The sequence below is a fragment of the Streptomyces sp. NPDC004647 genome (genome assembly GCF_040609575.1).
GTDB lineage: Bacteria > Actinomycetota > Actinomycetes > Streptomycetales > Streptomycetaceae > Streptomyces.
In genome coordinates this window covers 1-19,351 of record NZ_JBEXKU010000113.1, presented here as the reverse complement: position 1 = coordinate 19,351, position 19,351 = coordinate 1, and the positions used below count along the sequence as shown (strand labels likewise).

Genomic DNA, 19,351 nt, shown 5'->3' with positions numbered 1-19,351 from the left:
CCGCCGCCCCCCCGCGCGCCCAGCCCGCGGCGCCGGCCGCCCGCCCCCCCCGCCCCCCCCCCCGCCGTTGCTCCGCAGCGGCCCGAGGCCTAGCAGCGGCCGGCGGCCCCGCGGCGCTCCGTCGGCCTGGCGGGCCTCCCGGGCAATGCCGGCCCGCCCGCCGGCAGGCGGGCCTAGGCGCCCTCGACCGAGGTCGGCGGCGTGATCTCATCCGCGTGTTCGCCGGTGACCAGGTAGACGACGCGCTTGGCCACGGACACCGCGTGGTCCGCGAAGCGCTCGTAGTAGCGGCCGAGCAGCGTCACGTCGACCGCCGTCTCGATGCCGTGCTTCCACCGGTCGTCCATCAGGTGCTGGAACAGCGCGCGGTGCAGCAGGTCCATCGCGTCGTCGTCCTGCTCCAGCTGGAGCGCCAGGTCGACGTCCTTGGTGATGATCACCTCGGCGGCCTTGGCCATCAGCCGCTGCGCGAGCTGGCCCATCTCCAGGATCGTGGCGTGCAGGTCGCCCGGCACGGCCGTGTCGGGGAAGCGGAGCCGGGCGAGCTTGGCGACGTGCTGCGCGAGGTCGCCGGACCGCTCCAGATCGGCGCTCATCCGCAGCGAGGTGACGACGATCCGCAGGTCGGTGGCGACCGGCTGCTGGCGGGCGAGCAGGGCGATCGCCCGCGCCTCCAGCTCACGCTGCAGATCGTCCACCTTCTCGTCTCCGGCGATCACGCTCTCGGCGAGCTTGAGGTCCGCGTCGAGGATCGCCGTGGTGGCCCGGCCGATCGCGGAGCCGACCTGTCGGCCCATCTCGACCAGGCCCTCTCCGATCGAGTCGAGCTCCTCGTGGTATGCGTCCCGCATTCGAAATCCTCATCTCGTCAAACTGGTGGTTTCCCCAGCATCCACGCTCAAGGGCCCACGCGTCCCGCTCGGGCCGCCGGAATGAACCGGTGCCGACGTCACGGTGAACTTTTGGCAACGCCCGCGACGCCACCCGGCGCCACCCCGCGACCAGCCACTTACGGGCGCTTGTCCGGAGTGAACCCGCCACGACCTGACGGTGAACTCTGGGCAACGTCTGTTCGAGTAGGTTCTCAGAGGCCTGTGGCTCCGTCTCACCAGCCGCTTAACCTGGACTCATGGACGTGAACGCGGCGGTCGCCGCAGCGGCAGCGATCGCCGGGGTCGGTACCGGTGTCGTCGCCATGCTGGCATTCCGCTGGAGCGAGCGCGAGCAGGCGAAACCGACCCGCAGCTCGCTGCACACCGACGCCGTGCTGCCCCCGGGCGTCGACACCGTCCTCTCGGTGCTGCGCTCCTCGGCCGTCGTCCTCGACGAGGCCGACAGCGTCGTCAAGGCCAGCTCGGCCGCGTACGCCCTCGGGCTGGTCCGCGGCGGCAAGCTGGCCGTGGAGCCGATGCTCCAGATGGCCAGGGACTCCAGACGCGACGGCGAGATACGGCAGGTCGAGCTGGATCTGCCCCGCCGCGGCACCGGCCGGGGCGAGGCCCTCGCCGTATCGGCCAGAGTGGCCCCGCTGGGCTCACGGCTGGTGCTGCTGCTGGTGGAGGACCTCACCGAGGCCCGCCGCATAGAGGCGGTGCGCCGCGACTTCGTGGCGAATGTGAGCCATGAGCTGAAGACCCCGGTCGGCGCGCTCTCGCTGCTCTCCGAGGCCGTGATGGACGCCTCGGACGACCCGGAGGCGGTGACCCGGTTCGCCGGGCGGATGCAGGTCGAGGCCACCCGGCTCACCAGCCTCGTCCAAGAGCTCATCGACCTCTCGCGGGTGCAGAACGACGACCCGCTGGAGGACGCCGAGCCCGTGCGGATCGACGAGCTCCTCGCCGAGGCGATCGACCGCTGCCGCCAGCAGGCCGGCACCAAGCAGATCACCATGGCGACCGGTGGCACAGCGGACCTCCATGTGTGGGGAAACCGCGGCCAGCTCGCCGCCGCCCTCGGCAACCTCGTCGAGAACGCCGTGAACTACAGCCCCGCCCGTACCCGCGTCGGCATCGCGGGCCGCCGGGTCTCCGCACCCGGCGGGGACCTCATCGAGATCGCCGTGACCGACCAGGGCATCGGCATCTCCGACCGGGACAAGGAGCGGATCTTCGAGCGGTTCTACCGCGTCGACCCGGCGCGCTCGCGCGCCACCGGCGGGACCGGACTCGGCCTCGCCATCGTCAAGCACGTGGCCGCCTCGCACGGCGGGGAGGTCACGGTGTGGAGCGCTGAGGGACAGGGCTCCACGTTCACCCTGCGGCTCCCGGAAGCGGTCCGCGAAAAGGACCGGGACAAGGCCGGCCGGCGGCCTGACCGGCCCCTGATCGAACCGGACGACCTCGACGACGAGGACGACCGGCCGTACGAGACTTTCACCGATGAACAACATCCCGCCCCGGAGGTCCTTCCGTGACCCCAGCGCTCGTTACCGAAGGCGAGACCGCAATCGTCCGGGCGTCCCAGCCGGCCTCAGTGGCTCCACCTCGGACCCATGCCCCCACCGGCGGCGGGCCTGCCGACCGTAGTCCCGGCTGTACCGCGTATGGCTACTCAGAGACCCGACCGGAGGTCCTTCCGTGACCCGAGTGCTCGTCGTCGAGGACGAGGAATCGTTCAGCGACGCGTTGTCGTACATGCTCCGCAAGGAAGGCTTCGAGGTCGCCATCGCGGCCACGGGGCCCGAAGGGCTGGACGAGTTCGAACGCAACGGCGCCGACCTGGTGCTGCTCGACCTCATGCTGCCGGGTCTGCCCGGTACGGAGGTGTGCCGCCAGCTGCGCGGCCGCTCCAACGTCCCCGTGATCATGGTGACGGCCAAGGACAGCGAGATCGACAAGGTCGTCGGGCTGGAGATAGGAGCCGACGACTACGTGACCAAGCCCTTCTCCTCCCGCGAGCTGGTGGCCCGTATCCGGGCCGTGCTGCGCCGCCGCGGGGAGCCGGAGGAGGTCGTCCCGGCGGCCCTGGAGGCCGGGCCGGTACGGATGGACGTGGACCGGCACGTGGTCACGGTCGGCGGCGGCAAGGTGGATCTGCCGCTGAAGGAGTTCGACCTGCTGGAGATGCTGCTGCGCAACGCCGGGCGGGTGCTGACCCGCATGCAACTGATCGACCGCGTGTGGGGCGCGGACTACGTCGGCGACACCAAGACGCTGGACGTCCATGTGAAGCGGTTGCGCGCCAAGATCGAACCGGACCCGGGCGCGCCGCGCTATCTGGTCACCGTCCGCGGCCTGGGCTACAAGTTCGAGCCGTAAGCCGCCGGTCGCGGAGCGGGCTTGCGCCGCGCGCACGCCGCAAGCCCGCTGAACGGCACGGAGGAGGCCGGTCGGCACGGAGAAGGCCCCGGAGCAGCTCGTACGCTCCGGGGCCTTCTCCCTGTACGGGACGGGATCGGTCCCGACTCGGTCTCCCCGTACGGGACGCGGGACGCGGTCAGTGACCGGCTGTGTGCCCCGCGGCCGACTCGCTCGCACCGGCCGTGTCGCCGTTCGGGCCGTCCTCGCTCTCGGCCTCCTCGCCGTTCTCGGCCTCCTCGTCGGCCGGGGTCGGGCTCGGAGAACCGCCGGGGGTCGCCGAGCCCGACGGCGAGCCGCCGGGCTTCGCCGGGGCCGAAGGAGTCGGCAGGGTGCTCGGGCCGAAGTCCTTGAAGAAGTCCTGCGCCGGGACGACGAACGCCGTCAGCCTGACCTCGCCGGTCTCGCTGAGGTCGAAGACGACCGGCTGGACGTCCCCGTCCCTGAAGGACTCGCCGCTCCGGGCGAGGACGGCCGACGCGTTGCCGGCGCCGCCCAGGATGAGCGTGCCGCCGGCCGGGACGGTCAGCGGGCCCGAGCCCTTGGGCGGGGACAGCTTCACCTTGGAGGCCGCCCCCTCGACCGTGATCGACTCGAGAATCTGTGCCTTGGCGCCGTTGTTGAAGATCTTGCCGGTCACCACGGCCGGACCTTCGGAACCCCGGGGCTGGCTGATCACGTTTACGTTCTGGATCTTGACATCGCCGACGGCGGTCGCGGCGTTGTCCGGCTTGACCTGCAACGTCGACGCCGTGGTCCCCGCTCCGCAAGCGGAGAGCGAGACGAGCGAGAACGCGATGGCGGTCACGGCGAGGGCACCGCGGCGAAGGCAGGGGGCGCCCCCGGCCGAAGGTTGGGGGAGGCTCACGGCGGCGGAAACTCCTTGGACGACGAAGGGGCGGCGCGTAAAGCCGCCCTAAGGGCGTGTCAGCGGGCTCAGGTTACCGAGCCGTCGTCCCGGCCCCGCACCCGACCCGCCCCCGCGGGCGGCGGGCCGCCCGTGGGGCCGCTCCTGTGCGTCTCCCGCGCGTCCCGCTCGGCCTTCCCGCGTGGTTGCCCCGGATGGCCGCCGAATTTTCTCGGGACGTCCACCCGGCGGATTATCGACGGGTAATGCGTGAAGGCCGCTAATTTGATCAACGCGCCGATCGACATCGCCGTGATCAATTCGTTGATCCCGTCCGAATCCGCCTACCTGGCTCCGAACGGAGTAGCGGAAGTCAGCCTCCCGGACTCCGGCAAACCGGGACGTTCAGTCGCTCGTACGGGTCCCGTAGGGCGTGTAACGTGCGCGTTTCTCCGCGTCGTCACAGCCGCTCCGACCTGCGAATACCCGGTTCCGGAGAACCCCCGCAGCACGTCCCGGTCGCTGTTGTCAAGCCCCGAGATATGCCCTGACCTGCGAAAACGCCATTCAGAACAGGGCGTTCCCGTGTTACTCTGGATAGCCACGGAAGGGGTACCTGTCACATGACGTTCAAGGTTGGCGACACCGTGGTCTATCCCCATCACGGGGCCGCGCTGATCGAGGCCATCGAAACTCGCCAGATCAAAGGCGTGGACAAGACCTACTTGGTGCTGAAGGTCGCTCAGGGTGACCTGACGGTTCGTGTGCCGGCGGACAATGCGGAGTTCGTCGGTGTACGCGATGTGGTCGGCCAGGACGGGCTGGACCGGGTCTTCGAGGTGCTGCGTGCACCGTATGCGGAAGAGCCCACCAACTGGTCTCGTCGCTACAAGGCAAATCTCGAGAAGCTCGCCTCCGGCGATGTGATCAAGGTGGCAGAGGTCGTTCGTGACCTGTGGCGCCGGGAACGCGAGCGTGGACTGTCCGCAGGTGAGAAGCGCATGCTCGCCAAGGCCCGCCAGATCCTGGTGAGCGAGCTCGCTCTTGCGGAGAACACCAACGAGGACAAGGCCGAGGCGCTGCTCGACGAGGTCCTCGCGTCCTGACGCAAGTCGTGCGGTTTCCAAGAAACTGCCGCAAAAAGTGCCGCGGTGCCCGAGTGACGTATGTCTGTCGCCGGGCGCTGCGGCATGTGTGCAGCAGACACTCTTCACGGCTTCACGCATCCGGCGAGCATCCGCCCCGCCGTCGCTTCCGACAACTGGTGTGCCGGGCCCGGGCAGCTCTCCCCCAGCTGACGCTGGGCGGGTCCCCCAGACCGGTTGTCACGGAAGGGACCGGTCGGGGCGTCGCGCCCGGCACGCTGAGGCCATACCCAATTCGGCCGAGGAAACAAACCTGAACGCGCAACCAATGTCCGAGACACAGCGCACCGTCCGCACCGCCGCGGTCATCCCCGCGGCCGGCCGCGGGGTTCGCCTGGGCCCCGGCGCCCCCAAGGCACTTCGCACGCTGAGCGGCACCCCCATGCTGGTGCACGCCGTACGGGCCATGGCCCGCTCCCGGGCCGTCTCCCTCGTCGTCGTGGTCGCCCCACCCGGCGGGGCCGCCGAGGTCCGTAACCTCCTCGACGAGCACTCCCTGCCCGAGAAGACCGAGATCCTGGTCGTCCCCGGCGGCGAGACCCGCCAGGAGTCGGTGCGGCTCGGCCTCGCCGTGCTCCCCGACGACATCGGCATCGTCCTCGTGCACGACGCCGCCCGGCCACTCGTGCCCGTCGACACCGTGGACGCGGTCGCGGCGGCCGTACGGGACGGGGCGCCCGCCGTCGTCCCCGCCCTGCCGGTCGCCGACACCGTCAAGCAGGTCGAGCCCCGCACCGGTGGCGAGCCCGAGCCCGTGATCGGCACGCCCGAGCGCTCTGTGCTGCGCGCCGTGCAGACACCGCAGGGATTCGACCGCGCCACGCTGGTCGAGGCGCACGAGAAGGTCGGCCTCGAGGGCGAGGGCGCGACGGACGACGCCGGGATGGCCGAGCGGCTCGGAGTCCCGGTCGTGGTAGTGCCCGGGCACGAGGAGGCGTTCAAGGTGACCCGGCCGCTGGACCTCGTCCTGGCCGAGGCCGTACTCGCCCGCAGGAGGGCCAACGATGACTTCTAGGGGCGGTCCCGGGCCGGGGCCCGGCGCCATCCTGCCCATGGTCGGCATCGGCACGGACGTGCACGCCTTCGAGAAGGGTCGTGAGCTGTGGTGCGCCGGCCTCCTCTGGGAGGACTCGGAGTACGGGCTCGCCGGGCACTCCGACGGGGACGTCGCCGCGCACGCGGCCTGTGACGCCCTCTTCTCCGCGGCCGGACTCGGCGACCTCGGGGCGCACTTCGGCACGGACCGTCCGGAGTGGTCCGGTGCGTCCGGCGTCACCCTCCTCACCGAGGCCGCCCGGATCGTACGGGCCGAGGGCCTCGCTATCGGCAATGTGGCGATCCAGGTGATCGGCGTCCGGCCCAAGATCGGCACGCGCCGCGAGGAGGCCGCGACGGCGCTCTCCGCGGCAGTCGGCGCGCCGGTCTCGGTCTCCGGGACGACCACGGACGGCCTCGGTCTGACGGGCCGGGCCGAGGGGCTCGCCGCGGTGGCCACAGCGCTGGTGTACCGGCTCGGATAATCGGCTCCGGAGTCGGCCGGCCGGTTCCGTGGACCTGTGCGGGCTACGCCAAAACGGTGCCGGAGCAGCGGGAACACCCCTTCCTGATGGGGAGTTGGGTACGGATCGAGGGCACGCGACCTATCCGTACTCCCGTCCGGGGGAAGGACTCACCGTGGCAGCCGCACTCTCCGACGACCTCAAGAAGCTCCTCGAAAGCCCCGTCTTCGTGACCCTGGCCACCATCCAGCCCGACGGCACCCCGCAGCTCTCCGTCGTCTGGGCGATGCACGACGGCGACGACGTGCTGATCTCGACCACGATCGGCCGCCGCAAGGAGCGGAACATCCGCCGGGAGCCGCGGGTGACCGTGCTGGCCAACCCGGCCGACGCGCCGTACACCTACGCCGAGATCCGGGGCAGCGGCACCCTGACCACCGAGGGCGGCCAGGAACTCATCAACGAGTTGTCCCTGAAGTACACCGGTAAGCCGTATGCCGAGTTCAACCCGGCGTCGGCCGAGGACGCCGAGCGCGTGGTCGTCCGTATCACCCCCCGCAAGGTCGTCGGCAACATCTAGCCGGGCCTTTTCCGGTGGATCCGGGGGTGTCTCCGGAATGCTGCGGAGGAAACCAACGCATCACAACTGTCACGCTTATGTGTCCCCGCGGCCGAATCGGTCGCGGGGCACTGCTGCGGGCGCACTACCCTTGATGCGTGACCATTCGCCTGTACGACACCAGCGCCCGGCAGACTCGTGACTTCATCCCGCTCACGCCGGGCTGCGTCTCGATCTACCTGTGTGGCGCGACCGTGCAGGCCGCCCCGCACATCGGGCACATCAGGTCGGGACTCAACTTCGACATCATGCGCCGCTGGTTCAGCTACCGCGGTTATGACGTGACCTTCATCCGCAATGTCACGGACATCGACGACAAGATCCTCGCGAAGTCCGCCGAGAGCGGCGATCCGTGGTGGTCGATCGGCTTCCGCAACGAACGCGCCTTCAACTACGGCTACGACGTGCTCGGCTGCCTGCCGCCGACGTACGAACCGCGGGCCACCGGGCACATCCCCGAGATGATCGAGATGATGCGGGTCCTCATCGACCGGGGCCACGCCTACGCCGCCGACGGTGACGTCTACTTCGACGTGCGCTCCTACGACGGCTATCTGCAGCTGTCCAACCAGGACCTCGACGACCTGCGCCAGCCGTCCGGCGAAGGCGAGACCGGCAAGCGCGACCAGCGCGACTTCGCCATGTGGAAGGCCGCCAAGCCCGGCGAGCCCAGCTGGGAGACCCCGTGGGGCCGCGGCCGCCCGGGCTGGCACCTGGAGTGCTCGGCGATGGCCCACAAGTACCTGGGCAGCGCCTTCGACATCCACGGCGGTGGCGTCGACCTCGTCTTCCCGCACCACGAGAACGAGATCGCGCAGGCCAAGGCGTACGGCGACGACTTCGCCGCGTACTGGGTGCACAACGCCTGGGTCACGATGAGCGGCGAGAAGATGAGCAAGTCGCTCGGCAACTCGGTCCTCGTCTCGGAGATGGTCAAGCACTGGCGCCCGATCGTGCTGCGCTACTACCTCGGCACCCCGCACTACCGCTCGATGATCGAGTACAGCGAGGAGGCACTGCGCGAGGCCGAGTCCGCGTTCGCCCGCATCGAGGGCTTCGTGCAGCGGGTCGTCGAAAAGGCGGGCGGCCCGGTCGAGCCCGCCGCCGACGTGCCCCCGGCCTTCGCCGACGCGATGGACGACGACCTGGGAGTCCCGCAGGCGCTCGCCGTCGTGCACACCACCGTGCGCCAGGGGAACTCCGCGCTGACCGCCGACGACAAGGAGGCGGCGGTCGAGCGTCTCGCCGAGGTCCGTGCCATGCTCGGTGTTCTCGGCCTCGACCCGCTCGACGAGCAGTGGTCGAGCGGCACGGACCGGGGCGAGGACCTGCACGGCGTGGTCGACTCCCTGGTCAGGCTCGTACTGGAGCAGCGGCAGGCCGCGAGGGCGCGCAAGGACTACGCCACGGCGGACTCCATCCGGGACCAGCTCCAGCAGTCGGGCCTGGTGATTGAGGACACCCCGGCGGGTCCGCGATGGGAGCTCGGCCCGCGCTGAGGGCACACTGGTCCGGGGAGCTGCTGTACGAGCCCCCGGCCGATGTCATATTCGTACGTACGTTTGCAGAGCAGTGAAGAAATAGGTGACCCATGGCCGGCAACAGCCAGCGCAGGAACCGCCGCACGTCCAACAAGAAGGGCATGCAGGTCGGCAGTGGCGGCCAGCGGCGCCGATCCCTTGAGGGCAAGGGCCCGACCCCGCCCGCCTCGGCACGCAAGGGGCACGTCAAGAACCGCGTCGCCACCTCCAAGGCCAAGCAGACGGCCCGCCGTCCGGCCCCCCGCCGCGGCGGCCCCAAGGGTACGAACGAGCTGGTCGTCGGCCGTAACCCGGTGGTCGAGGCGCTGCGCGAGGGCGTACCGGCGAACACCCTCTACGTCCAGCAGTTCATCGACAGCGACGAGCGGGTGCGCGAGGCGCTGCAGTACGCCGCCGACCGCGGTGGCATCGCGCTCATGGAGGCGCCGCGGCCCGAGCTGGACCGGATGACGAACGGCCTCAACCACCAGGGGCTCGTCCTCCAGGTACCGCCGTACGACTATGCCCACCCGGAGGACCTGGCCGCCGCCGCGTTCGACGCGGGCGAGGACCCGATGATCGTCGCGCTCGACGGGGTCACCGACCCGCGCAACCTGGGCGCCGTCGTTCGCTCCGTCTCGGCCTTCGGCGGGCACGGTGTCGTGGTGCCGGAGCGGCGTGCGGCCGGGATGACCGCGGGCGCGTGGAAGAGCTCGGCCGGCACCGCCGCCCGCACTCCCGTCGCCCGCGCCACCAATCTGACTCGCACACTGGAGGCGTACCAGAAGGCCGGGATGACGGTCGTCGGCCTGGCCGCCGACGGCGAGATCGGGCTCCAGGACCTCGAGGCGCTGGAGGGGCCCGTCGTGATCGTGGTCGGCAGCGAGGGCAAGGGCCTGTCCCGGCTGGTCGGCGAGACCTGTGATTTCCGGGTGCGGATCCCGATGCCGGGCGGAGCGGAGTCGCTGAACGCGGGTGTCGCGGCAGGTGTCGTGCTCTACGAGGCGGCGCGGCGCAGGGCCTAGCGGGGAGCGGACGGGCGAGCCCGTCCGCGGTGGGGATCTTGACGGGCCTCGGACAGATCGGGGCAGTCAAGGCAGTGTCTTAAAGGCGAGTCACTCGGTTAGATGAGTGTGGACACCAGAACACCCCGCCCTACGGGGGGACGCTCGCCAGGGTTCGACGAAGAGCCTGCGCTGAGTACGGTGAAGGTGCCGTGCGACCCGGCCCAGGTCATCGTCAACCACGCGAGCTTCCGAGTGCAGCTCGCCACGCCGGACGTCAGAAGCGCTTTCGCGGACCCCGCCCGACACTCCGCTGCATGGATGCGCACCGGTGCCGCCACCCGCTCGGGGAGGCGCCGCGCCCCGGTGGTGTGGAGCGGACGCACCGAGCCCGGCGACCCCGCGGCCGGCCAACTCCTCCAGGCCGTAAGGAACTCCGGGGTCAGCCTCGGAACCGAGTCCGGGGGCGTCGGTGGCGATGTGGGCGCGACGCAGGTGTTGCCCCGGATCCGTATCGATGACGCGCCGCCGACGGTCATCGGCCCGCGCTCGCCCGGCCTCGGGCAGGGCGGCCGACGGCACTCGGGCGACACGGAGCTGCTGCGCGGGGTGCGTCCCGTGCGCGGCGCGTACGACGACCGGCCGTACGACGACGAGCCTCACGGCGGCGTGCCGTACCGGGACGGGCCGTACGGGGACCGGCCCCAAGAGGGCGCGGGCGCCGAGGAGTTCGAGGACCTCGGAAGGTTCGGCGAGGAGGGCAGGCGGGGCCGCCGGCAGGGCACCGACCAGGTCCGGCACGCGTACTACCCCGGCCGCCGGATGAACCTCGGTGTCGTCCTGCTCCCGCTGCGTATCTTCCTCGGCTTCATCTCGATCTACGCCGGCATGGGCAAGCTCTGCGACCCCGTCTACTTCGACGGCGGCGACCGCGGCTCCATGGTCACCTGGCTCGCCTCCCTGCAGCCCTGGGCGGTCGCCTCTCCGCTGCGGGACTTCGCGCTGGCGCACCCCGTCGGCTCGGGTCTGAGCGTCGCCTTCCTCCAGGTCGTGGTGGGTGTGCTGACGGTCTTCGGACTCTGGCAGCGGGTTGCGGCCTCCTTCGGGGCGCTGCTCTCCGCCACGCTTCTGCTGACCGTCAGCTGGCGCTCCGTACCGGCCTACGACGCGCCGGACATCATCTACCTCGCCGCCTGGAGCCCCCTGATGATGGCGGGTGCGCCCGTCTACTCGATGGACTCCCGGCTCGCGGGCGAGGCCTGGCGCCGGCTCGGGCCGCGCGTGCGGATCTGGGATCTGCGGCGGCGCGTGCTGCGGCGCGGCACGGTCATGGCGACGCTCGTCGTGGGCGTGACGCTGCTGGGCGGCTCGATGCTCGGCGGTGCGGTGCGATCCTCGGACCTGACCACGGTGCCGGGCCCGACGGATGCGCCGCGGAACCATCTGCCGGGTTCGCCACTGCCTGAGCGGCCGGGCTCGGAGCACGCGTCCCAGGGCCCGACGTCCGCGGGCTCCGGTTCGCCGTCCGCCAAGAGCTCTGCGAGCCCGTCGGCCTCGACGGGGACCTCGACCGGACCGGGCGCCGTACAGGAGACCGGGACCGTCGGTACGGGGCAACAGCCCGGCCTGCGGGCTCCTTCCGGCCAGAACGGCAGTGGCGCGCAGGAGCCGCAGCGGCCTGCCGCACCTGCGGCCCCGCCGAGCCGTACGGCAGGCCCGTCGTCGAGTGGCGGTTCGGCGACGCCGGGCGGCGCGAGCGGAGACGGTGGCGGCTCGGGCGGTTCGGGCGGCGACTCCTCCAGCGGAGGGGCTCTCGGAGGCCTCCTCGGCTGACGCCTGCCGCCCGTACGCGAACCGGACGCCGACCCGGACGCTGACCGGACGCCTGAACCGGACACCCCATCGGGACCACGCCGCCCCACGGCTTCTGCTGTGGGGCGGCTGCGTGTGTTCCTTCCGGGCGCGGGCCCCGGGTGGGGCGCCGGGGGCTGCCGTGGGACGCAGCGGGATGGCGTGCGACAGCGGCGGGACGACACCTCCGGGCGAAGGGTGCCCGAGCCGCTGCCTGTTGCGAGGCCGGGCTGTGCGGAGGGTGTGCGGGGAGCGTCAACACCGCTCGACAGGCCGTTCGTCGGCTGCTGCCTCGGCGTGTTATCCGCTGGTGGGTCTCTGCTGGGGCAGTCGGGGTGGCACCGGGCAGTCGGGGTGGCACCGGGCAGTCGGGGTGGCACCGGGCAGTCGGGGTGGCAGCGGTCAGTCGGGGTGGCAGTGGTGCTTCGGTACGGGCGGGCCCGACCAGTCCCTCGGCGCCCTAGGGGGACGGGTCGGCCAGTTCCTCGGCTGCGTCCGAGAGGTCCTTCGCCGTGTCGATCGCGCGCCAGTAGGCGCCCTGCGGGATCGGGAAGCCCGCCAGGAGGCGCTCGCGGGCGAGACGCGGGAAGGTGGTGCGCTCGTGGTCGCCGCGGTTCGGCAGGAGGGCCGTGAAGGCCGCGGAGAAGACGTACACGCCCGCGTTGACGAGATAGGGCGACGGCGGGGACTCGATGAAGTCGAGGACGTGGCCGAACTCGTCCGTCTCCACGACCCCCCAGGGGATCCGCGGCCGGGCGAGTGCCAGCGTTGCCACGGCGTCGCGCTCGTAGTGGAAGTCGGCCATCTCGCGGAGGGAGAAGCGTGTCCAGATGTCGCCGTTCGTGGCGTACCAGGGGCGGCCAGGGTGCGGAAGGGAAGCCGCGGCGTACTTGAGACCGCCGCCGCGGCCCAGCGGCTCCTTCTCGACCACCGTGCTGACACGTAGCGGGAGTTGGTCCGCTGAGGAGGTCAGCCAGTCCTGGAGGATTTCGGCGAGGTGGCCGCAGGAGACGACGGCGTCGGTGACGCCCTCGGCGGCCAGCCAGGCGAGTTGATGGCCGATGATCGGGGTCCCGGTTCCGGGAATCTCGACCATCGGCTTGGGACGGTCATCGGTGTACGGGCGCAGCCGCGACCCCTGGCCCCCGGCCAGGACCACGGCTTGGGTGGGATGTGCGTGGTCGTTGGTGTGGTCGCCGGTGTCCGAGCGGTGGTCACCTGTCATGGTTCGCACCCTATGCGCTGCTGCGCCGCCCGGGATGACGCGGCTGATCAGCCGGCCTCCTGTGCCACCCCGTACGCGAAGGCCGTGTCGCAGGCGGGACGCGAGTAGCGCTGCGCCCGCTGGCCGCCGTACTTGGCGACTGCCGCCCGGCCGAGCGCGCGGGCGATCGAGGCGCAGTGCTTGGCGAGCGAGGGGCGGCTGTTGGTCGCCTCCTGGAGGTGGGTGAGGGCGACACCCGGGTCCTTCTGCTGGAGCTCGGAGAGGAGCCGCTCTCGCAGGATGTCCTGCGGGGCGCGGGACTTGGCGTGGGTGGACGCCTTCTGCGAGGACGCGGTGAGCATCTGGGAGTCGGTGTCGGGCGACGACCACGGGACGTGGGTGACCGCGAGCGTCCCGGAGAGGACGAGGACGACGGGGAGGACGAGCGCGAGAGTTCTGCCGATGCGGCGGGCTGCGTGGTTCACGCACGCGATCGTAGCGAGGGGTAGTGATTTGGCGACATTTAGTCACCCGGTCGAGGGACGGATGGTCGAGCCGGTCCGCTCAGCTGGTTGACGTACGTGATCGAAAAGACGGGTATGAGCGGAGATGTACGTCGGCGCCGCACACCTCGCGGAGTGCGGCGCCGATCGTTGTTCCGTTGCTTGGGCCGTCGTGGCCGTCGTGGCCGTCGTGGCCGTCGTGCTGTTGGGCGCCCGTGCCGGTGTCAGTCGCTGAGGCGCTCGCCGGAGGAGGTCGAGAAGACGTGGGTCTCGCCCGGGCGCGGCACGACGTGGACCACGGAGCCCTTCTCCGGGACCCGGCGGCCGTGCACGCGGACGACGAGGTCCTTCTGGGTGCCGCCGACCTCGGCGGTGCCGTAGACGTACCCGTCGGCGCCGAGCTCCTCGACGACATTGACGGTGACGGCGAGGCCGGCCGGGGCGTCCGCGGTCTCCTTGGAGAGAGAGGCGGCAGCGCCGCTGTTCTCCTCCACCACCTCGAAGTGCTCGGGGCGCACGCCGACGGTGACCGTGCGGTCGCCCTTGTCGGCGGCGGCGCTCAGCGCCTCGCGGGAGACCGGGACGACGCTGTTGCCGAACTTCACGCCGCCGTCCGCGATCGGCACCTCGACGAGGTTCATGGCCGGGGAGCCGATGAAGCCCGCGACGAAGAGGTTGACCGGGCGGTCGTACATGCTGCGCGGCGAGTCGACCTGCTGGAGGAGGCCGTCCTTGAGGACCGCGACGCGGTCGCCCATGGTCATGGCCTCGACCTGGTCGTGGGTGACGTACACCGTGGTGATGCCGAGGCGGCGCTGCAGGCTCGCGATCTGGGTGCGGGTCTGGACGCGGAGCTTGGCGTCGAGGTTCGACAGCGGCTCGTCCATGAGGAAGACCTGCGGCTCGCGGACGATGGCGCGGCCCATGGCGACGCGCTGGCGCTGACCGCCGGAGAGCGCCTTCGGCTTGCGGCTCAGGTACTCGGTGAGGTCGAGGATCTTCGCCGCGTCCTCGACCTTCTGCCGGATCTCGCTCTTGTTGACGCCGGCGATCTTGAGCGCGAAGCCCATGTTGTCGGCGACGGTCATATGCGGGTAGAGCGCGTAGTTCTGGAACACCATGGCGATGTCCCGGTCCTTCGGGGGCAGGTGGGTGACGTCGCGGTCACCGATGCGGATGGCACCGCCGTCGACGTCCTCCAGGCCCGCGAGCATGCGCAGGGAGGTGGACTTGCCGCAGCCGGACGGTCCGACGAGGACGAGGAACTCGCCGTCCTCGATCTGGATGTCGAGCTTGTCGACGGCGGGCTTTTCGGTGCCCGGGTAGGTCCGGGTCGCTTGGTCGTACGTGACCGTAGCCATGGTGATGTGATCCCTTCACCGGCAGGAACGTGCCGGACGATCCGAGTAAAGGAGTAGTCCACTGCTGTGGACTGCCAGGGACGCTACCTGCCGGGCCCGCGAATGTCAGCAGTCGTTATGGCCCCGAGATTGTCCGATGCCGAGCGCGGAGCGGCATGTGTAGAGTGGAGCAGCCTCCGCGCGCGGGCTGATCGCGTGCGGCGCCGACTTAGCTCAGCTGGTAGAGCACCGCTCTTGTAAAGCGAAGGTCGTCGGTTCGAATCCGACAGTCGGCTCCAGCTCTGACCTGCATCGGAGTATCGAACAGGCTCTCCGCGAAGATCGCGGAGGGCCTGTTTTTATGCCCGCTGGGAACGTGCTGGGAACATGCCGTCAGGCGGCTGCTCCCGCGCCTTCATCCTGGGAACCGGTCCGGGACCCGGCGTGCTCCTTGCTCTCCGGTTCCGCCTGGTTCGTCTGTTTCCGTTTCCGAGGAACGATGAGCAAGGGGGCCTCTGCCTGTGCGTGCTCGAACTGGGGCAGTACGGAGGTGTAGGTGTCGGCAGTCAGCGCGTACGAAGCATGGCCCAAGAGCTTCTGGATCGACTTCATGTGCACGCCGGCGGCCAGACACAGCGTCGCCGCGCAGTGCCGGAGGTCGTGCAGCCTGATCGGCGGCAGTCCGATCTTCTTCACCAGGCGCTCGAAGGTCTGTGATAGGTACTCGGGGTGGTAGGCACGGCCGTCCTCCCAGGTGAAGACCATGCCTGTGGTGTGGTACTTGACGTTCTCCTCCTCCCATTCCTCGCACTCGGTTTTCTGCCGCTGGCGCCAGAGCTTCAGCAGGTCATTGGTCTGTGAGTCGAGGGCGATGGTGCGTTCGCCCATCTCGCTCTTGGGTGTGTCCTCCCAGACCTCGTATGCGGAGGAGACCAGTTGCTCGCTGATGTGCACAGACCCGATGTTCAGATTGGTCTCGCTCCACGGCAGGCCAGCTGCTTCTCCTCGCCGAAGTCCTCGGAAGGTCATGAGGTGGAACATCGGGTAGAGGCGGTGTTCGGCGACAGCATCCAGGAATTCGCCTGTTTGCTCGGGCGTCCAGACCATGACCTTGCCGGGTTTTGTGCCGGTGGTGCGCCAGGCTTCGACACGTTCGTCGGTCCAGATGAGCGGCTTGGGTTTGACGTACTTCGGGAGGACGACGTCTTCGGTCCAGTTCCGTGTGACCAGCTTCTCCACGGCTGCGTCATTGAGGGCAGCACTGAGGGTGTTGCGCATCTTGAGTTGGGTGCCGGGGCCTGTGATGTGCCGCGGCTTGGCGCGGGCGGTCCGCAGTTCCTGCTTGGCCTCGTTCCACCTCTGACGCAGTGCTGGCGGGCGTGGCCGTGCTGTGCTTTCCCGCCATGCCTGGTGGGCGGCGCGTTCCGCCACGAGTGCTTGATCTGCGGCCAGTTGGTTCTGTGCGTGGAGTTCGTTGTCAGCCCAGATCTGTTCGAACATTCTCTGGATCGGGCGGGTGCGCAGGTCGACCATCTTGATGTGGCCCAGGGAGGGGATGAAGACTCGCTCGATGTGGTCGTTGTAGCCCTTGCGGGTCGACCGCTTGAGGTCCACCCGTTTCGTGAACCAGCGGCGCAGGTACTCGGCGACGGTCTCCTTGGAGCGCACGTTCACTCCGCCGTTTGCCAGTTCCCATACTTCCTTGGCAACAACCCGGTGTCGATGAAGTACCGCGGGCTGCTGCGTCTGACGAAGCGCGGCCCGTCGAACGAGGACGGCTGGAAGTTCCAGCTCCAGTACCAGGGGACGATGGGTGAGCACACGCTCGACGAGGCCCTGGAGAAGTGGGCGAAGCGGTGGGGCGCCCGTGCCACAACGACGCAGACGGGAGTCTGACGATGGAGGAGACGACCCGGCTTGTCCCGCCGCAGATGGTGCAGGGCGACCCCCGCACGCTGACGCTGCTGGACCTGAACGCCAGGTTCTTGCCGCACGAGCAGTTCCGGCAGCTGGTCGCGAACATCCAGCGGGATGGTTGCCTGACCTCGACGCCGCTGGTGTGGAACGACTCGGAGAGCGGGCGCCTGATCGTGCTGTCCGGCAATCACCGGACACTGGCGGCGATCGGGGCCGGCCTGAAGACGATCTGGTGGATGCAGATAGACGAGCCGCTGGCCCGTCAGCGGCAGATTGCGCTCCAGCTCTCGCACAACGCGATCGCGGGACAGGACGATCCGGCGATCCTCAAGGAGCTCTACGAGGAGCTGGAGTCGGTGGAGTGGCGGCAGTACACGGGCCTGGACGACAAGGCCCTGGACCTGCTGGAGAAGGTGGACGTCTCCAGTCTCGGTGAGGCGAACCTCGACTTCGCGAGCGTGCAGCTGATGTTCCTGCCCGACGAGCTGGAGCGGGCGGAGGCTGCGTTCGATGCGGCGCGGGCCACGGGGTCGGCGGACCAGCGGTGGGTGGCTGGCTTGGAGCAGTACGAGCCGGTGCTCGATGCGCTGGAGACCTCGCGGGCCGCGTACAAGATCGGAAACAGCGCGACGGCCCTGGGCGTGATCCTCGCGGTCTTCGAGCGGCACCTGGGCGAGCTGGCCGAGGGATGGTTCGACGCAGAGAGCGGTGAGGCCCATCGGGCTGGGTCGGCGCCGTTGGAGACGGTGTTCGGCGTACGGGAGATCCCGGTGGAGACGGCGGCTTCTGTGCGGGCCGCGATCGACCAGCTCGTAAGGGACGGCAGCGTGCCCAAGGCCGAACGGTGGCGGGCTCTGGAGGTGCGGACCGGTCAAACCTCGTAGTCGAGATGCCGGATACCGTTCGAACGGCACCTTGCAGGCCACGGCAACCGCTGGCGCCCGCCGCAAGAGGATGAGCCGACGATGTGCGCGGGTGGAGATCACCGGGCTGAGGCTGCTGCGTCCAGCCGCGCTCCGACACGCCCGCTCGACGACGACGGCGTCGCGGGGTTGCTCCGCCGCCATGGTGGACATTGCACCGACTCCGGCGTTCCCTGGAAGCACAGGCGCACCAGCACAGCGAGGGGGCGTCCGTGCTCGACACGTTTCATGTCGCGGTTCGCCAGTCAGGACCTGACATCTGCGAGGTGACCGTGACCGGGGAGTTGGACGTCGCTACCGCCCCGGACCTGCGCGCCGCCCTCCACCAGGCCGTCACCACGTGTAGACGGATTACCGTCGATCTGTCGTCCCTGCGGTTCTGCGACTGAACTGGCCTCACCGTATTGCTGACCGCCGCCCGTACGGCGAAGGCTCACGGTGCCGAACTGCAGCTCCGCGCCGTCCCTCACGTCCTCGCCCGGCTCCTTCGGCTGACCCACACCCACGGCGCGTTCACCATCGAGTAGCGAAACGCTGACACCGTTCGTGTTGCGCGCTCGCCGATCGGCGGCTGTGGCGGCGGACAGCGGCGAGGCGTGCGCAGTGGCAGGGGCGACTCGACTTGCTTGTGAAAATCATTTTCATTTATGGTGAGGCGCCAGGACGCTCATTGTGCTGGAGAGCGTCGGTGCCCGGGGCTTGCTGAAAGCGGCGTGCGGCCACAGTGGTGGCGCGCCGGCTCGGTGACGTTCTCCGCCAATGCTTCAGCTGACAACCGGAACGGTGGCCGTATTGGTGTCAATACCCGTGCAGAAGTGGGACATTCGAGCTCTACTCCGTTGGCCTGAAACCGGATATTCATCCTGCTGTCTCTGGGGCACTGAACAGTCCTTGTAGGGTGATCGTACTGAGTGAGAGACGCGGGAGCTCCTTACCGTTCTGGGGCCACCGCGGTTCGGTTGTCGACCTCAGGCGGGGGCAGAGCAGTGGTAGGGAACAGATTGGTCCGAGGCATCGTGACCGTGCTGGCCCTCGCTGTGCTGGCCACCGTGCTGTTTGTGGGTACCGCTCCCGCGGCCGAATCGCATCCGTGGAACGCCGGCTCGGCCGTGGAGTTGACGCCGCACCTGTGCGGTGACTCTGTTGAACCGGATGAGGTGCCAGCCCACGTCTGGACTTGCAACGGCCATGCCCCGCAGGCATCCCGAGACAGAGCGCGGAAGGGAACCGCGTCACTGGACCCTATGACGGGCCCAGCCGGAGACGCAGGAACGATGGGTCCGGACTGTCCGTCACACGGCCAGCGCAGACAGCACAGTGCCGTGCTACCCGCAGTGCTCCAAGTCTTCCGCTGCTGATCAGACCACCAAGCGCCCCGGAGAGCCACCGAGCGACTGAGCCTCTCCGGCCCCGAACAGCCTGGCGGCCGTGATCCACGCTGCCCGCCTCAACCATCCCCAACACCGCGAGCCATACGTACGCAGACGCGTGCGCGAGCAACAACGCGCACCCGGCTGCGGCAGTTCAGCATGCCCTCCGCTCCTGTCCGCACGTCCCCAACCCCCCGCGTATCCCTGCCGTACCCATACGCCTTTCCTCACGTCACCGCAGGAGGCAATGACATGAAAACCTTGATCGACAACGCCCGCGCCTTTCCTCGGCGCGCAGCAGAGCAAGGAGAGG

General features: G+C 69.7%; 19 protein-coding genes and 1 tRNA gene. 14 read left to right on the top strand and 6 right to left on the bottom strand.

Annotated elements, in window-relative coordinates; all coding sequences use genetic code 11:
* Window positions 1-173 precede the first annotated feature (173 nt).
* Window positions 174-851 (bottom strand): phosphate signaling complex protein PhoU, encoded by a 678-nt coding sequence (gene phoU / locus ABZW18_RS31270; protein ID WP_356194035.1) that lies wholly within the window; start codon window positions 849-851, stop codon window positions 174-176.
* Between the two features lie 278 nt (window positions 852-1,129).
* Between phoU and ABZW18_RS31265 the strand changes: the two genes are divergently transcribed.
* Window positions 1,130-2,413 (top strand): ATP-binding protein, encoded by a 1,284-nt coding sequence (locus tag ABZW18_RS31265; protein WP_356194033.1) that lies wholly within the window; start codon window positions 1,130-1,132, stop codon window positions 2,411-2,413.
* A gap of 163 nt (window positions 2,414-2,576) precedes the next feature.
* The gene (locus ABZW18_RS31260) at window positions 2,577-3,257 is read left to right on the top strand and encodes a response regulator transcription factor (protein ID WP_351512291.1); all 681 of its coding nucleotides are present in this window, start codon (window positions 2,577-2,579) and stop codon (window positions 3,255-3,257) included.
* Between the two features lie 178 nt (window positions 3,258-3,435).
* Here ABZW18_RS31260 and ABZW18_RS31255 read toward each other — a convergent pair whose 3' ends face one another.
* Complete coding sequence (locus ABZW18_RS31255; protein WP_356194031.1) at window positions 3,436-4,164, bottom strand: DUF461 domain-containing protein; 729 nt, start codon at window positions 4,162-4,164, stop codon at window positions 3,436-3,438.
* 602 nt (window positions 4,165-4,766) lie between these two features.
* Here ABZW18_RS31255 and ABZW18_RS31250 point away from each other — a divergent pair.
* The 7 genes from ABZW18_RS31250 to ABZW18_RS31220 all read left to right on the top strand — a co-directional run bounded on the left by ABZW18_RS31250 (window position 4,767) and on the right by ABZW18_RS31220 (window position 11,763).
* The gene (locus tag ABZW18_RS31250) at window positions 4,767-5,249 is read left to right on the top strand and encodes a CarD family transcriptional regulator (protein ID WP_003953493.1); all 483 of its coding nucleotides are present in this window, start codon (window positions 4,767-4,769) and stop codon (window positions 5,247-5,249) included.
* Window positions 5,250-5,556: 307 nt separating this feature from the next.
* Window positions 5,557-6,303, top strand: coding sequence for a 2-C-methyl-D-erythritol 4-phosphate cytidylyltransferase (ispD, locus tag ABZW18_RS31245; RefSeq protein WP_356194029.1), 747 nt, complete (start codon window positions 5,557-5,559; stop codon window positions 6,301-6,303).
* Window positions 6,293-6,808: a 2-C-methyl-D-erythritol 2,4-cyclodiphosphate synthase gene (gene ispF, locus ABZW18_RS31240; RefSeq protein WP_356194027.1), complete on the top strand. Its 516-nt coding sequence runs from the start codon at window positions 6,293-6,295 to the stop codon at window positions 6,806-6,808. Before ispD ends, ispF begins: the two co-directional genes overlap by 11 nt.
* Window positions 6,809-6,962: 154 nt before the next feature.
* The gene (locus ABZW18_RS31235; protein WP_356194025.1) at window positions 6,963-7,367 is read left to right on the top strand and encodes a PPOX class F420-dependent oxidoreductase; all 405 of its coding nucleotides are present in this window, start codon (window positions 6,963-6,965) and stop codon (window positions 7,365-7,367) included.
* Window positions 7,368-7,504: 137 nt separating this feature from the next.
* On the top strand, window positions 7,505-8,905 hold the full coding sequence (gene cysS / locus ABZW18_RS31230) for a cysteine--tRNA ligase (protein WP_356194023.1): 1,401 nt from the start codon (window positions 7,505-7,507) through the stop codon (window positions 8,903-8,905).
* 92 nt (window positions 8,906-8,997) lie between these two features.
* Window positions 8,998-9,951, top strand: coding sequence for a 23S rRNA (guanosine(2251)-2'-O)-methyltransferase RlmB (gene rlmB, locus ABZW18_RS31225; RefSeq protein WP_356194021.1), 954 nt, complete (start codon window positions 8,998-9,000; stop codon window positions 9,949-9,951).
* A 102-nt stretch (window positions 9,952-10,053) separates the two neighbouring features.
* The gene (locus ABZW18_RS31220) at window positions 10,054-11,763 is read left to right on the top strand and encodes a DoxX family protein (protein ID WP_356194019.1); all 1,710 of its coding nucleotides are present in this window, start codon (window positions 10,054-10,056) and stop codon (window positions 11,761-11,763) included.
* 478 nt (window positions 11,764-12,241) lie between these two features.
* Here ABZW18_RS31220 and ABZW18_RS31215 read toward each other — a convergent pair whose 3' ends face one another.
* The 3 genes from ABZW18_RS31215 to ugpC all read right to left on the bottom strand — a co-directional run bounded on the left by ABZW18_RS31215 (window position 12,242) and on the right by ugpC (window position 14,849).
* Entirely contained in the window at window positions 12,242-13,006 is a 765-nt protein-coding gene (locus ABZW18_RS31215; RefSeq protein WP_356194017.1) for a nucleotidyltransferase family protein, read from the bottom strand.
* Between the two features lie 47 nt (window positions 13,007-13,053).
* Window positions 13,054-13,470, bottom strand: coding sequence for a hypothetical protein (locus ABZW18_RS31210; protein WP_356194016.1), 417 nt, complete (start codon window positions 13,468-13,470; stop codon window positions 13,054-13,056).
* A gap of 242 nt (window positions 13,471-13,712) precedes the next feature.
* Complete coding sequence (gene ugpC, locus ABZW18_RS31205) at window positions 13,713-14,849, bottom strand: sn-glycerol-3-phosphate ABC transporter ATP-binding protein UgpC (protein ID WP_356194014.1); 1,137 nt, start codon at window positions 14,847-14,849, stop codon at window positions 13,713-13,715.
* A 202-nt stretch (window positions 14,850-15,051) separates the two neighbouring features.
* Between ugpC and ABZW18_RS31200 the strand changes: the two genes are divergently transcribed.
* A tRNA-Thr gene (locus ABZW18_RS31200) sits at window positions 15,052-15,127 on the top strand.
* A gap of 94 nt (window positions 15,128-15,221) precedes the next feature.
* Here ABZW18_RS31200 and ABZW18_RS31195 read toward each other — a convergent pair.
* Window positions 15,222-16,496: a tyrosine-type recombinase/integrase gene (locus ABZW18_RS31195; protein WP_356194011.1), complete on the bottom strand. Its 1,275-nt coding sequence runs from the start codon at window positions 16,494-16,496 to the stop codon at window positions 15,222-15,224.
* 48 nt (window positions 16,497-16,544) lie between these two features.
* Here ABZW18_RS31195 and ABZW18_RS31190 point away from each other — a divergent pair, with 48 nt between their 5' ends.
* From ABZW18_RS31190 to ABZW18_RS31175, 4 genes are all read left to right on the top strand, one after another.
* Window positions 16,545-16,724, top strand: a complete 180-nt coding sequence (locus ABZW18_RS31190; RefSeq protein WP_356194009.1) for a hypothetical protein — start codon at window positions 16,545-16,547, stop codon at window positions 16,722-16,724.
* Window positions 16,725-16,726: 2 nt separating this feature from the next.
* Window positions 16,727-17,629, top strand: coding sequence for a ParB N-terminal domain-containing protein (locus tag ABZW18_RS31185; protein ID WP_356194007.1), 903 nt, complete (start codon window positions 16,727-16,729; stop codon window positions 17,627-17,629).
* Window positions 17,630-17,880: 251 nt separating this feature from the next.
* Window positions 17,881-18,057 (top strand): STAS domain-containing protein, encoded by a 177-nt coding sequence (locus ABZW18_RS31180; protein ID WP_356194005.1) that lies wholly within the window; start codon window positions 17,881-17,883, stop codon window positions 18,055-18,057.
* Between the two features lie 15 nt (window positions 18,058-18,072).
* Window positions 18,073-18,195, top strand: coding sequence for a hypothetical protein (locus tag ABZW18_RS31175; RefSeq protein WP_356194003.1), 123 nt, complete (start codon window positions 18,073-18,075; stop codon window positions 18,193-18,195).
* The last annotated feature ends 1,156 nt before the right edge of the window (window positions 18,196-19,351 follow it).

What these genes read in the sequence shown, in the direction of transcription:
- rlmB (WP_356194021.1), top strand. Translation starts at nt 8,998, where the DNA reads ATGGCCGGCAACAGCCAGCGCAGGAACCGCCGCACGTCCAACAAGAAG.
- ABZW18_RS31215 (WP_356194017.1), bottom strand. Translation starts at nt 13,006, where the DNA reads ATGACAGGTGACCACCGCTCGGACACCGGCGACCACACCAACGACCAC.
- ABZW18_RS31185 (WP_356194007.1), top strand. Translation starts at nt 16,727, where the DNA reads ATGGAGGAGACGACCCGGCTTGTCCCGCCGCAGATGGTGCAGGGCGAC.
- ispD (WP_356194029.1), top strand. Translation starts at nt 5,557, where the DNA reads ATGTCCGAGACACAGCGCACCGTCCGCACCGCCGCGGTCATCCCCGCG.
- ABZW18_RS31265 (WP_356194033.1), top strand. Translation starts at nt 1,130, where the DNA reads ATGGACGTGAACGCGGCGGTCGCCGCAGCGGCAGCGATCGCCGGGGTC.
- ABZW18_RS31250 (WP_003953493.1), top strand. Translation starts at nt 4,767, where the DNA reads ATGACGTTCAAGGTTGGCGACACCGTGGTCTATCCCCATCACGGGGCC.
- ABZW18_RS31220 (WP_356194019.1), top strand. Translation starts at nt 10,054, where the DNA reads ATGAGTGTGGACACCAGAACACCCCGCCCTACGGGGGGACGCTCGCCA.
- ispF (WP_356194027.1), top strand. Translation starts at nt 6,293, where the DNA reads ATGACTTCTAGGGGCGGTCCCGGGCCGGGGCCCGGCGCCATCCTGCCC.
- ugpC (WP_356194014.1), bottom strand. Translation starts at nt 14,849, where the DNA reads ATGGCTACGGTCACGTACGACCAAGCGACCCGGACCTACCCGGGCACC.
- phoU (WP_356194035.1), bottom strand. Translation starts at nt 851, where the DNA reads ATGCGGGACGCATACCACGAGGAGCTCGACTCGATCGGAGAGGGCCTG.